The organism is Capnocytophaga sp. H4358 (assembly GCF_002302515.1).
Lineage (GTDB): Bacteria > Bacteroidota > Bacteroidia > Flavobacteriales > Flavobacteriaceae > Capnocytophaga > Capnocytophaga canis.
The window spans coordinates 1-13706 of sequence record NZ_CP022380.1 but is presented as its reverse complement, the minus strand read 5'-3'; the positions used below and the strand labels follow the sequence as shown (position 1 = coordinate 13706).

Sequence of the window (13706 nt, the reverse complement as noted above, 5' to 3'; positions counted from 1 at the left end):
AAAACAAAACCCCGATTTTCAGCTTTTTGCCGAATTTCGGGGTTTGTTTATAGCAGATATTCAAAATATGGTTGTGTTATAAAAAGTATGATGGTAGTTTTGATTGTCAGGCTGAGCGTAGTCGAAGCCCTGTAATTACGAGGCTTCGACTACGCTCAGCCTGACAGAAATATCCACTTTATTAAAGGTATCATACTTTTTACAACACTTTCCAAAATATTTATCTGATAATACAACAGTTTGTAGGTTTTCTAAAAAATACAAATTTGATAGCACTACTATGGGAATACACCTCTTTCTTTGTACACCTGTTCTAATTTTTCTAATGCTACTATATAGGCTGCCGTTCTGTAGTCGGTTTTATATCTTTCTGCACAAGAAACTACGTTGTCAAATGCTGTTTCAATTTTATCGTTAAGTTTTTCCAAAACTTCTTCGATTTTCCAAATCTCAGCCCGTTTGTTTTGTAACCACTCAAAGTAAGAACCAATAACTCCTCCACTATTACAAAGGATGTCAGGAATTATGTGGATACCCTTTTTCAAAATAATTTCTTCAGCTGCAGCATCTGTTGGTCCATTGGCTCCCTCAGCAATAAGCGTAGCTTTGATTTCATTGGCATTATCTACTGTGATTTGATTTCCTAATGCTGCAGGAATCAAAATATCACAAGGTGTTTTCCAGAACTCGGCATTCTCAATTTTTTGAGCTTTTTCGAAACCTCCAACGCCTCCTTTGTTAGTTTTTGCGTATGCCGACAATTCCTCGGGATCAATACCATTTGCGTTAGCAATAGAACCTGTATGGTCTTGTACTGCAATCAATTTAGCACCTTCTTTATGCAAGAAATGAGCCGCCCAATATCCTACGTTACCAAAACCTTGAACAATATAGGTCTTGCCATTCAAATCAACGTTGTTTTTCTTAGCCCACTTTTTAATAGCCGTTACAACTCCAAATCCAGTAGCACGATCTCTTCCTGCTAAACCTCCTGAAACCACAGGTTTTCCTGTAACCACGTGTAGATTTACAGATCGATTTGCAGGTGATTTTGCTGAGGCATAGGTATCTGAAATCCAAGCCATTATCTGAGCATTAGTATTTACGTCTGGAGCTGGAATATCATAATCAGGACCAATGTTATCACCTAAAGCATAAGTAAAACGACGTGTAATACGCTCTAACTCACCTTTTGAATATTTTGAAGGGTCAATCTGAATCCCTCCTTTTCCACCTCCGTACGGAAGTCCAGCAATTGCAGATTTCCAAGTCATCCAAGTTGCCAGAGCCTTAGCTGCATCAATATCCACGGTTGGATGATAGCGCAACCCTCCTTTGTAAGGCCCCAATGCATTATTGTGCTGTACGCGATAACCTGTAAAAACTTCTATAGAACCATCGTCCATCTTCACAGGAAAGTGAACTACGATTTCATTTTGGGTAGAAGCTAAAATCTTGCGAACCCCAGGATCCAAATTCATTTTATCAGCGGCCTTGTTGAACTCGTGCATCACGTTTTCATACATTCCTGTTCTTTTCTTTTCTGTTTCGTTACTCATATTTTTTATATTTATAATAAAAATGAGCGTAAAAGTATGTACTAAAATTGAATTATCCAAAAAAAAGATAAGTGTTTTTATATGAATTAGCAAAAAACGAAATTTTTAGAAAGATAAAGAAAGTAACTATTTTTAGATTATGTAAGAAGTTATTTAACTTTTTTCAAAATAAGTTGATTTTTATTTCATAATATTGCTTTATTGATGAGTAAAATAAAATGTAAAAAAGTTTTTCTAAAATAGATTTTCTCTCTAATCTGACCTTTCTGTATATACCTCAAAACTCCTTTCAGTTTTTTTTTCTTACTCGGTTATTTTCTTTAGCCAAGGAGAATGTATGAGTTTCTGTCACGCAATTACTTTAGAAAAATCGCTCTTTTGAAAATTTTAAAACTTTCTTCAATAAAAAGTAAAAAAATCGCTTGTTACCCCTAAAAACTTTATATAATTGCAATTTATTTTGAGTTAAAAAAGTCGTTTTCAGATTTTATCCTAAATTTTGAGTCTGTTTGTAGTAAAATGAAAAATATTCTATTGACATGGAGAAGTTTATAGATTTTCCGAAAATATCTGAAAGAAAAAAGAAGCTACCCGATTCGTAAATTTTGAATTTCAGGGCAACTTCTTTTTATTTTGCTCATAAACTATAATAATTACTCTGTTACAATTTCAAAATGTTTTAACCGGATTTGAAAAGGAGTATCAGTGTTATTAATAAAACGAACGTATTTCACATTGTGGACATTTTCTGAACTATTCCAACGACTATTGCGGAGGCTTCCTGAAATATCTTTCCAATCAATTCCATTAGTAGAAATCTGTATTCTTCCTTTCTCAAAATGCTTAGCATCTCCAAGATCTACTGAAATAGTTTTAACTGAAGCTACTTTTTCTAGTTCAATACCTAAAAAATCATCTTTTTTCACTGAAATATACTCCAATGCTGGAGAAATACGTACTCCCCCACCCTTTTGAAGTAATGGCTGATATTTTATTTGTTGAATATTAGTTATCAGTTTATTTGGATTGAAATTTAAAGTCAAAGCTAATTGTTCTCCAGTTTCTTGATTATATTTTCCTACTGAATATTTCAATATTTCAGCAATCAAAGGCTCTACAACCAAAGTCGCCACACGCACCCCAGGTTGGTATGGATTCTGATTATAGGTTTGATCAATATTAAATTGTTGTTTCTGTAAATTTTGTAATCTTGCATATCCTGCTTTGAATTTTGCATACCCTTTTTGATGTAGAGCTTCATATAACTCAATAGCTTGTTTTCCTTGCTGTCCCACAACTTCTAATTGTAGTAACCATGGGCGTAGTTCTTCTATTAAAAGAGGATTTTCTTTTGTACTTAATAATTGTTTTGCTGCCGAAATGATATTGTCAAACTCTTTTTGTACACGTTCTATTTGTGGATTTTTTTCCCTTGTTAGATTTTTCAAAAACTCTTTAGCAACGGGAGCAAATTCAACAGATTCTACTCTTCTGTACTGATGTCCGTTAACTCCTAAATCGGAACTATGCTTAGCAAACGTAAGTAAAGCTTTTTTGTTTTGAGGCATTAATCTTGCCATAGCTTTATGCCAAGCTCGTTCAGAATCGTAGGTTGCTACGTTCCAGGTGTAATCAGCTACGCCGTAAATTGCAATCATCGAAGCCTCAGGATGTTCCATCGGATTGGATACAAAACCTGACATATCGTCTTTGATATCATTCGTATTTCCATAGGCAGCTCCTAAAAGCATATGATTTCGCACATAGTCTGACACTGGGAAGTTCCACCAAATGTAGGCTTTACGTTTTATTTTAGCATTTATCCATTCCATGGTGGCTTTGTCGATATCTGCAACGACTGTGTTACCTGTCCACATTATGTGAATAGATGGATGTAGTACTTCTCCTAAAGTTTCTAAATATCTTTTCTCAGGATTTGACCAACCTTTGTTATATTCAGTAGGACACATTATTAAAGGATTAACGTCTTTTTTCTTTTCTACAAACTCGGTATGTAAAAAGTTTAACAATTCGGCTTGTTTCTGTGGATTTGTACCTTCACCTGAAATATCATCAAAAAAAACTGCAAAAGCTCGTACACCTAACTGATACATATCCTCAAATTTACGCAAAAGATGCTGACGGTCAGTATCATTCCATTGGATGTCCTTACCTGGGTGTATAGCCCATACGAAATCCACGTAGTTTTTATTAGCTTCCTGTACCAGCTCTTGCAATTGTTCAGCTTCTTTTGTAGGATAAGGTTTTCGCCAGTTGGGTGAGCTGTGATATGGATCGTCCTTCGGGCCATAGATATAGGTGTTAAGTTTATTCTCACCGTAAAATTCTATTTGGCGCAATCGTTTTTCGTGACTCCAAGGAGTTCCATAGAATCCTTCAACTACCCCACGATATTCCAAATCAGGATAGTCAATAATTTCTCCCAAAGGAATCTCCGAGTTTTTACTAAGCTGTTGAAAGGTACGGAGACCATAGTAGACTCCTCGTGGGTCATTCCCTACGATGTACACTTTATTTTTCTCAATACGCAGGTAGTAACCTTCTTTCTTATTGGGTGCTTTATGAGCATGTTTTTTAAACGTTTTATCGTCTTTTTCACTGAGAATAATTCGGAAAGGAATGGATTTTTTAGTAGAAATTTTCTTTCCTGTAAAAATCATTTTCTTGGGTATTGGATTCAGGAGTGAGTCATTAGCACTCATCTGCGTTACAGATAGCAACAGACATGCTAAAAAAAGAATTTTTGTTTTCATCATCATATAATTTTAATTAAGTTGAGTCTTTATTGAGTTGAAATATAATTGTTTATAATAAAAAATTTTTTTTAAGGCGTAGAATTAGAAACCTGTATTATTTTTCCATTAAAAAACGTATATCCCTGTAAAGCAAATTCACTGATATAAATTGCCATCTCTTCGGCTGTGACGTTTGCTTGATAATTAGGAAAGGCCTCTGCTAACATTTCTGTTTGCACTGCTCCCAATGCTAATACGTTGAAAATGATTTCTTTTTCCTTATATTCCTCTGCTAAAAGTTCGGATAAAGTTATTAAGGCTCCTTTCGATGAGGAATAGGCTGATAGTTCTGCAAATTTCATACTTCCTTGTACTCCTCCCATGCTACTGATATTCACAATATGAGCTTTTTTCACCATAAAAGGAATTATCTTTTGGATGAGCATCGCCACACCAAAAACATTTACTTTATACACTTCCATAAAATCAGTAGTAGTAAGCTCTTCGAAAGGTTTTTTGATTAATTTTCCAGCATTATTGATTAAAATATCTACTTTTCCCCATTCCTCTCGAACAAAATCAACCACTTTTTCTAAATCTTCCTCCAATGTAATATCAAAAGGAAAAAAATGAATGTTTTTATGATTCAATTTCAGCAAAGGAAGTGTATTTCGAGATAATGCCAACACCTGATGCCCTTGATCTGCCATTTGTTTGGCTATCTCTAAGCCGATTCCTCTACTTGTGCCTGTGACGATTACGTTTTTCATGCTTATTTACTTTTTTTGTCGTGCAAAAATAAGAATAAAAGAGAGATAAATCAACTGAAAATACTGTTTTTCATTTGACAACATTGCTTTTTTTCATAGATTTGCAAACATAATATTGCTTTGGAATAAAATTGATTGAACATTCTGTTTAAGAATAGAATATTTCCTTTAATTTTAACTTGTAATAGCATAAAAAATATATTCTTAAAGAGAGAAAATTGGTATTTAGATCACTTTTTGGGGAAATATCATTTTAAATAGTAAAATATGTATCAAAAACTTTAAGAATGATTTATTTGTGGTAAAATTTCAATATTTTTAGAATCTAATTTGTGTAAGTTTTAAAGAAAAATAGAAAAATCAAATGAAAAAAAGATTAATTATGCTTGTTGCAGGGCTTATAGCTAATACTATGGATGCACAACAACCGCTAACACCTGAAAAACTATGGGAATTAGGGCGTGTGGGAACGATGGGATTAACTCAAGACAAAAATTTTGTGCTTTTTAGTGTTGCATACCCTAATGTTAAGGAAAATTCGTTTCGTCGTGAATTGTTCAAATTGTCGGTCAAAGGAGGTGTTCCGATTCCTATTTCAGAGGAGGAACTCAAACGTGAAACTACGAAATTTAATGCAACTAAAGACAAAAAGTTAGTTCATAAACCCGTAAAAATCAATAAAGTATTTGCTTCCGATTTTTATAATGACTTAGACAAATCAACTGGACAGAATTATAAAAGTTTAGATCATCGCCATTGGGACAAATGGATGGACGGGGCATACAATCATGTTTTCATTGAGAATATGATTGATGGAAAACAAGTCGACATTATGGAAGGGCTACCCTACTATTGTCCGCAAGAACCTTTTGGAGGAACGAGTGACTACATTTGGAGCAACGATGGAAAGAAAGTACTTTATGTAACTAAGGCTAAAGTAGGTACAGACTATGTAGTAAGCACTAACACAGATATTTACGAATATGATCTTGCTACACAAAAAACAAAAAACTTGAGCGAAGGGATGATGGGGTATGACACACATCCATTATACAGCTCAAAGGATGTTTTAGCTTGGTTGAGTATGAAAAACGAAGGCAACGAAGCTGACAAAAATGATTTGGTCATTCTTGAAAATGGACAAAAACGTAACATCACAGCTCACTGGGACAATACGGTAGCAGATTACATATGGAGTAATGATGGCAAAAAAATATATTTTACGGCTGTAGTAAAAGGGACTACACAATTATTTGAAATCAATCCGTTTGAGAAGCATCCGATGCCTAAACAACTCACCAAAGGCATGTTCGACATCACAGGAATCGTAGGTCAGTCAGCTAACTTATTGGTAGTTACTCGTACCGATATGAATCGTGCTGCAGAGATATATACTATTGATTTACAAGTGAATAAAAAGAAAAAAAATATAAAAAATTTCTTAGAAGTTAATCAATTGACTCACGTAAACGACGATGCTTACAAACAAATTGCCAAATGTGAGGTGAAAGAACGTATTGTAAAAACTACTGATGGTAAAGACATGCTTACATGGGTAATCTATCCTCCTAATTTTGACCCAAATAAAAAATACCCAACTTTACTTTACTGTCAAGGAGGGCCACAATCAGCTCTTAGTCAGTTCTATAGTTTTCGTTGGAACTTTCAATTGATGGCATCTCAGGGGTACATTGTCGTAGCACCAAATCGCCGTGGAATGCCTGGACATGGCGTAGAGTGGAATGCTCAAATCAGTGGTGATTGGGGTGGACAAGTGATGCGTGATTACCTTTCAGCAATCGACGATGTTGCTAAAGAAAAATATGTGGATAACAATCGATTAGGAGCTATTGGAGCAAGCTATGGTGGATATTCGGTATTCTATTTAGCAGGTATTCATAACAAACGTTTCAAATCGTTTATCGCTCATTGTGGAGTATTTAATTTACAAAGTATGTACGGTACTACCGAAGAAATTTTCTTTACTAATAACGAATTAGGCGGAGCATATTGGGAAAAAGACAATCCAAAAGTACAAAAATCTTATACCGAATTTAATCCTATTGAAAAAGTAGCCAATTGGGACACTCCTATTTTGATTATCCATGGAGGTAAAGATTATAGAGTTCCAAAAGAGCAAGGTTTTCAAGCCTTTACGGCAGCTCAACTATTAGGAATCAAAAGTGAATTACTGTATTTTCCCGACGAAACTCACTGGGTTTTACGACCTCAGAATGGAATCTTTTGGCAACGTAATTTTTTCAGATGGTTAGATGAAACATTGAAAAACTAATGGTCATAACAATATTTTCAATTATAGCACAATACTGAAAAATAGTTGGTGAAAGCTTTTGAAACATAGTCTAACATAGGTTTAGGCAGAAGAAGCTCCCCTTTTCGGAAAACCTCTAAAACTATCGTTTTACACATTAATCCTATTACTGAAAAGTTGATCTCCGCCAGAGTTTTTTCCTCTTCGGACTAACAAGCGTAATATAATAATTAATTTGTAAAAAAACACCAACTATTTTTCAGTACATTACCTAAAATTGTCGGTATAATAATAAATAAGAAAAGGAGACTGCCTTTTTTGGACAATCTCCTTCTTTACTTTCTTAATTTTATTTGTGTCCGAAAGGGCATTCCATTTTTTTATGAGCCACGGGACCTAAGTTTAGTGCTGGATGTTCGTATTTCAATACTTCTTCCATTGTAAGACCAAGTGCATCAGCTACTCCTTTTGCGTAAGCTGGGTCAGCGTGATAGCAATTGCGGATGTGTCTTATTTGAATAAATTTTTGAGCAGGGCCGATGGCTCTTGCTGTATTTTCAAACAAGGCTTTTTTCTGCTCGTCATTCATCAATTGGAATAATTTGCGTGGTTGTGTGAAGTAATCATCATCATCTTCACGAAAATCGTAATTGTACGCATCTCCATCAATTCTCAATGCAGGTTCTTGGAACTCTTTTTGCTCTTGCCACACACCAAAGCTATTCGGCTCGTAATGTTTGGTAGAACCATAATTTCCGTCTACTCGCATAGCTCCATCTCTGTGATATCCGTGTACAGGACATTTAGGAGCGTTTACTGGAATTTGGTTATGATTTACTCCCAAACGATAGCGATGTGAGTCTCCGTAAGAGAACAAGCGACCTTGCAACATTCTATCAGGAGAGAAACCAATTCCAGGAACCACATTAGCAGGGCTGAAAGCAGATTGCTCTACTTCGGCAAAGTAATTTTCAGGGTTTCTGTTAAGTTCAAATTCTCCAACAGGGATTAAAGGGAAATCTTTTTTGTACCAAACTTTGGTCAAATCGAACGGATTATAGTCCAAATTACGAGCTTGTTCTTCGGTCATAATTTGTACGAACATTTTCCATTTCGGGAAGTTGCCATTTTCGATGGCTTCGTACAAATCTTTTTGATGCGACTCTCTGTCCATTCCCACTAATTTAGCAGCTTCTTCATCGGTTAGATTTTCGATGCCTTGTTGTGAAATTAAGTGGAATTTCACCCAATGACGTACACCTTCTTTATTGATGAAAGAAAACGTGTGGCTACCAAATCCGTGCATTGTTCTGTATGATTTTGGAATACCACGGTCACTCATCACGATAGTTACTTGGTGAAGAGCCTCAGGAAGAAGTGTCCAGAAATCCCAGTTGTTATCCGCAGAACGCATATTGGTACGTGGGTCGCGTTTTACGGCGTGATTCAAATCGGGGAATTTCAAAGGGTCGCGAAGAAAGAACACAGGCGTGTTGTTGCCCACCAAATCCCAGTTTCCTTCATCAGTGTAGAATTTCATTGCAAAACCGCGGATATCACGCTCAGCATCAGCCGCTCCACGCTCTCCAGCAACGGTAGAAAAACGTACGAACATTGGCGTTTCTTTCCCGATTTCAGCAAAAATAGATGCTTTTGTGTACTTGGTAATGTCGTGAGTTACTCTAAAAGTTCCGTAAGCTCCTGAACCTTTGGCGTGCATTACACGCTCAGGAATTACTTGGCGGTCAAAATGAGCCAATTTTTCTAAAAACCAGATGTCTTGCAAAAGAGCTGGTCCTCTTTTACCCGCAGTCATTGTGTCTTGATTATTCGCTACGGGAGCTCCCGTTGTAGTTGTCAGTTTATTGTTCATCTTTATTAGTTTTTACTGTTTATAATGCAAAGGTATAATTATAAAACATGCAAAAAGCAATAGCTTTTGCGATATTTTTTATATTGTCATAAGTAAAATTTATAACTATTGATAATGAGAAGAATCATGTGATATTCACATTATAATCTATTCAACTTCTAAGATAAAGATTTATACAAAAATAAGACTGTACGAAATCTTTCCATACAGTCTTTTTACTATTTTCTATTATGCGGAGATTATGATTCTGCTTCTTTCATAGTGTGGTAAACATTTTGAACGTCTTCATCTTCTTCAATTTTTTCAAGAAGTTTTTCCACATCAGCTTGTTCCTCAGGACTGAGTTCTTTGGTTACCTGCGGAATACGTTCAAAACCTGAGGATAGAATCTCAATACCACGTCCTTCCAACTCTTTTTGAATAGCCCCGAAACTCTCAAAAGGAGCATAAATATGAATCCCATCTTCATCTTGAAAAACTTCCTCAGCTCCGAAATCAATCATCTCAAGTTCAAGTTCTTCTACATCTAAGCCTTCAGCATTGATTCGGAAATTACAAGTATGGTCAAACATAAACTCTACAGAGCCAGATGTTCCTAAAGCTCCATTACATTTATTGAAATAACTTCGGATGTTTGCCACTGTTCGGTTATTATTATCTGTGGCAGTTTCAATTAGAATAGCGATTCCATGAGGTGCGTACCCCTCAAAAATAACTTCTTTATAGTTTGCAGTATCTTTTTCAGAAGCTTTTTTGATGGCACGTTCCACGTTTTCTTTCGGCATATTTGCTGCTTTGGCATTCTGGATTACGGCTCTTAACCGAGAGTTAGACTCAGGGTGAGGCCCTCCTTCTTTCACAGCCATTACGATGTCCTTACCTATGCGTGTGAAAGTTTTTGCCATTGCTGCCCAACGCTTAAATTTTCTAGCTTTTCTGAATTCAAATGCTCTTCCCATAAATAATTGATATTCTTTACTTTATGTTTATATTTTAAATATAAATATGTTATTAAAATTAATCTTTTTTTGCCACAATATCAATACCGCCTTTAACTGTTTGTCCCAATTGGACATTGATTTGAGTATCTAACGGTAGATATAAATCCACACGTGAACCGAATTTAATAAATCCAGCATCAGCTCCTTGAATAGCTATATCGCCCTCTTTAGCATAGTTTACAATACGCTTCGCCAAAGCTCCTGCAATTTGACGATATAATATTTTCCCAAAAGTATGATTTTCAACAACAACGGTTGTTCTTTCGTTTTCTTCGGATGCCTTCGGATGCCAAGCAACTAAATATTTTCCAGGATGGTATTTGCTAAATACAACCTCTCCGCCTATAGCATAACGAGTTACATGCACATTTATTGGCGACATAAAAATTGATACTTGTAAACGTTCATCTTTGAAATATTCTTTTTCGAATACTTTTTCAATAACTACCACTTTTCCATCAACGGGAGCGATGATGTGATTTTCATTTCTTTGCGTATTTCGCTTTGGATTTCTAAAAAATTGTAATACCAAAATCAAAAAAATAAGTGCAATACCTTGAATGAGTTTCTGTAACCAAAAAATATCTACGAAATAATGTGCCAGTAAAGCGATTCCTGCAGTTACTATAAATGTTCCTAAAATAATTTTAAAACCTTCTCTGTGAAACATATTTATAATGTGTTGATTATTAAAAATTTGAATTGATTATTCGCAAAAAAAAATAAATCCGTATTTTGATATGGCAAATATATAAATAAAAATGAAAACTAATGTATATTTAATCACTACATAATAACGAATTTATTAAGATTCAAACAATTTCTAACTTCCTATGATGAAGATTGTCGGACGTTTTTGCAAAGAAATATTCATCTTTTTCCATTGCGTGACGGTCTGTGTTTTGATATATTCGGTCGGTAATGTGATTTCAGTTGCTATGCACAACATCGTATCATTTTGCAAAGTTTCTACCAAATCGGATAACATTTTATCATTCCGATAAGGAGTTTCAATAAAAATTTGTGTTTGTTTATATTCCTTAACTTTTCGTTCCAATGCCTTGATTGTTCGTCTTCGTTCAGATTTTTCTATGGGCAGATAACCATTAAATGCAAAATTTTGCCCATTCAAACCGCTTGACATCATGGCTAATAAAATCGATGATGGACCTACCAAAGGAATCACTCGTATGTTCTTTTGGTGTGCTAATTTCACAATCTCAGCACCAGGATCAGCAATACCCGGGCAACCAGCTTCGGAAATAACACCAACAGAAAAACCTGACATACAAGGATTTATAAAAGAATAAATATCATTTTCGAAGGTATGCTTATCAATGGTAAACAGCACCAATTCCTGCTGTGGCTTCTCAGGTGTAATTTGTTTGATAAATTTACGAGCCGATTTTTCATTTTCTACAATAAAATGAGTCAACTCCTTAACTATATTTGTTATCATCGGAGGTAATACATTACCTATTAAGCTATCTCCCAACAAATTAGGAATGAGATAAACGTTTCCTAAGTTACTCATTACGGATGCTTTGAATTTAACTTTTCAGCAATCACCTCACAAGCCTCGTCAATCATCGTAAAAACAGTTCTAAATCCATTTTTATCTCCATAGTAAGGATCAGGGACTTCTTTCTTTTTCATGGAATCTAACACATCTAATAAAAATGACACTTTTTCTTTATGTTTCTCATTTTCAGCTATGTTACACACATTTGTATAATTACTTCTATCCATTACAAAAATATAGTCAAAGTCTTCAAAATCTGTTTTTTTGAATTGTCGTCCTTTGAGATTTGCAATGTCAATACCATTTTTTCGAGCTACTTCTATCGAACGAGAATCAGGAGCATCCCCAACATGGTAGTTTGATGTTCCTGCCGAATCCACTTCAAATTTTGCAGGATCCAACTTAGCTCGTAAAACTCCCTCCGCCAACGGAGAACGACAAATGTTGCCTAAGCATACCATTAATATTCTTGTTTTCATTTCCTTAGGATAATAATAATATATAAAAAGAAAAAACTAATTCAATATCAATGAATTAGTTTGAAAATTTTGAGGTTAATTCTTCAACATATCGCTTGAATTCACGGTCTGTTTCCGTTAGATTTTCAACCGTTTTACAAGCATGCAATACGGTTGCATGGTCACGTTGCCCAATTTGTGAACCGATAGCTGTCAATGAATTTTTTGTATATTTTTTTGCGAAAAACATCGCCAACTGACGTGCTTGTACTACGTTTCGTTTACGAGTTTTTGACTGCAATTCCTCCAAACCCACATTAAAATAATCGGAAACGATTTGTTGTATGTGGTCGATGGTAATTTCCTTTCGGTGATTTCGTATGGAGCGTTCGATGATGCTTTGTGCTAATTCAATCGAAAATTCCTTGCGATTAAAGGCTGCTTGAGCAATAAGTGAATTACTTACACCTTCCAATTCTCGCACATTAGTTCTAACATTTTCAGCTAGATATGAAATAATTTCATCTTCTACTTCTGCACCGTCCGTGTAGAATTTATTTTTTAAAATTTTATAGCGAGTCTCATAGTCTGGAGTTTGTAACTCAGCAGACAGCCCCCATTTGAAACGCGACAATAAACGTTGTTCAATATCCTGCATGTCAACTGGAGCTTTGTCCGATGTCAAAATAATTTGCTTATTGTTTTGTTGTAAATGATTGAATATGTGGAAAAACGCATCTTGTGTCTTTAATTTAGATGACAAAAACTGAACATCATCGACAATCAACACATCAATGAGTTGATAGAAATGAATGAAATCATTAAGTGATGTTTTGTCCTTATCTTTTGACATGGTAGCGTTTACGAACTGTTGGGTAAATTTTTCTGCTGACACATAAAGTACTTTCTTTTTAGGATGTTTTTCCTTGATATCCACCCCAATAGCGTGTGCTAAATGTGTTTTTCCCAACCCTACTCCACCAAAAATAAACAGTGGATTAAACGCCGTTCCTCCAGGCTTATTGGCTACTGCCATCCCAGCTGAACGTGCCAATCGGTTCGAATTTCCCTCAACAAAATTATCAAAATTTTGGTTCAAATTGAGCTGTGGGTCTATAGTAATTTCGCGAATACCCGGAATTACAAACGGATTTCGAAGTTCAGGATCTTTATTTTGGATAGGTAAAGTAAGTGATTGCCTTGCTAATTCTGGACGGTTAGTACTCGGCAATTGTTCTCTGGTTAGAGAGTTGATTACATAAGTCAAACGGGCTTTTTCTCCGAGAGAAAAAGTCATGGCAGACTTCAAAAGAGAAATATAATTTTGCTCTAAGTACTCATAGAAAAATTTAGTAGGAACACCTATTTTTAAAGAATTATTTTCCAAACTAATAGGTACAATGGGAGCGAACCAAGTGTTAAATGGTTGCTCTTCAATATTGTCTCTGATGAAATCAAGACATCTCCCCCACGCTTTTTCGGCTAAATCTTTCAT

10 protein-coding genes are annotated in these 13706 nt (G+C 35.2%); 1 reads left to right on the top strand and 9 read right to left on the bottom strand.

Annotated features, from left to right (window positions below; genetic code table 11):
• Positions 1-278: 278 nt before the first annotated feature.
• The 3 genes from CGC49_RS00050 to CGC49_RS00040 form a co-directional block, all read right to left on the bottom strand.
• Positions 279-1559: a Glu/Leu/Phe/Val dehydrogenase gene (locus CGC49_RS00050; protein ID WP_042344594.1), complete on the bottom strand. Its 1281-nt coding sequence runs from the start codon at positions 1557-1559 to the stop codon at positions 279-281.
• Between the two features lie 653 nt (positions 1560-2212).
• Complete coding sequence (locus CGC49_RS00045) at positions 2213-4333, bottom strand: beta-N-acetylglucosaminidase (protein WP_232745185.1); 2121 nt, start codon at positions 4331-4333, stop codon at positions 2213-2215.
• Between the two features lie 71 nt (positions 4334-4404).
• Positions 4405-5085 (bottom strand): SDR family oxidoreductase, encoded by a 681-nt coding sequence (locus tag CGC49_RS00040; protein ID WP_095911571.1) that lies wholly within the window; start codon positions 5083-5085, stop codon positions 4405-4407.
• A gap of 364 nt (positions 5086-5449) precedes the next feature.
• On the opposite strand from CGC49_RS00040, the gene CGC49_RS00035 reads away from it, so the two are divergent.
• On the top strand, positions 5450-7378 hold the full coding sequence (locus CGC49_RS00035) for a S9 family peptidase (protein ID WP_095911570.1): 1929 nt from the start codon (positions 5450-5452) through the stop codon (positions 7376-7378).
• 328 nt (positions 7379-7706) lie between these two features.
• On the opposite strand, the gene CGC49_RS00030 is transcribed toward CGC49_RS00035, so the two are convergent.
• The 6 genes from CGC49_RS00030 to dnaA all read right to left on the bottom strand — a co-directional run bounded on the left by CGC49_RS00030 (position 7707) and on the right by dnaA (position 13706).
• The gene (locus CGC49_RS00030; RefSeq protein WP_095911569.1) at positions 7707-9230 is read right to left on the bottom strand and encodes a catalase; all 1524 of its coding nucleotides are present in this window, start codon (positions 9228-9230) and stop codon (positions 7707-7709) included.
• A gap of 239 nt (positions 9231-9469) precedes the next feature.
• Positions 9470-10189 (bottom strand): YebC/PmpR family DNA-binding transcriptional regulator, encoded by a 720-nt coding sequence (locus CGC49_RS00025; RefSeq protein ID WP_042006955.1) that lies wholly within the window; start codon positions 10187-10189, stop codon positions 9470-9472.
• A gap of 58 nt (positions 10190-10247) precedes the next feature.
• Complete coding sequence (locus tag CGC49_RS00020; protein WP_042006957.1) at positions 10248-10901, bottom strand: phosphatidylserine decarboxylase family protein; 654 nt, start codon at positions 10899-10901, stop codon at positions 10248-10250.
• A 153-nt stretch (positions 10902-11054) separates the two neighbouring features.
• Positions 11055-11765, bottom strand: a complete 711-nt coding sequence (locus CGC49_RS00015) for an SAM-dependent methyltransferase (protein ID WP_095893068.1) — start codon at positions 11763-11765, stop codon at positions 11055-11057.
• The gene (locus tag CGC49_RS00010; RefSeq protein WP_095911568.1) at positions 11765-12232 is read right to left on the bottom strand and encodes a low molecular weight protein-tyrosine-phosphatase; all 468 of its coding nucleotides are present in this window, start codon (positions 12230-12232) and stop codon (positions 11765-11767) included. The genes CGC49_RS00015 and CGC49_RS00010 overlap by 1 nt, the downstream gene beginning before the upstream one ends.
• Before the next feature lie 55 nt (positions 12233-12287).
• On the bottom strand, positions 12288-13706 hold the full coding sequence (dnaA, locus tag CGC49_RS00005; RefSeq protein WP_042006962.1) for a chromosomal replication initiator protein DnaA: 1419 nt from the start codon (positions 13704-13706) through the stop codon (positions 12288-12290).

Coding starts and splice junctions, on each gene's coding strand:
- CGC49_RS00030 (WP_095911569.1), bottom strand. CDS start 9,230: ATGAACAATAAACTGACAACTACAACGGGAGCTCCCGTAGCGAATAAT.
- CGC49_RS00035 (WP_095911570.1), top strand. CDS start 5,450: ATGAAAAAAAGATTAATTATGCTTGTTGCAGGGCTTATAGCTAATACT.
- dnaA (WP_042006962.1), bottom strand. CDS start 13,706: ATGAAAGATTTAGCCGAAAAAGCGTGGGGGAGATGTCTTGATTTCATC.
- CGC49_RS00040 (WP_095911571.1), bottom strand. CDS start 5,085: ATGAAAAACGTAATCGTCACAGGCACAAGTAGAGGAATCGGCTTAGAG.
- CGC49_RS00010 (WP_095911568.1), bottom strand. CDS start 12,232: ATGAAAACAAGAATATTAATGGTATGCTTAGGCAACATTTGTCGTTCT.
- CGC49_RS00050 (WP_042344594.1), bottom strand. CDS start 1,559: ATGAGTAACGAAACAGAAAAGAAAAGAACAGGAATGTATGAAAACGTG.
- CGC49_RS00015 (WP_095893068.1), bottom strand. CDS start 11,765: ATGAGTAACTTAGGAAACGTTTATCTCATTCCTAATTTGTTGGGAGAT.
- CGC49_RS00045 (WP_232745185.1), bottom strand. CDS start 4,333: ATGAAAACAAAAATTCTTTTTTTAGCATGTCTGTTGCTATCTGTAACG.
- CGC49_RS00020 (WP_042006957.1), bottom strand. CDS start 10,901: ATGTTTCACAGAGAAGGTTTTAAAATTATTTTAGGAACATTTATAGTA.
- CGC49_RS00025 (WP_042006955.1), bottom strand. CDS start 10,189: ATGGGAAGAGCATTTGAATTCAGAAAAGCTAGAAAATTTAAGCGTTGG.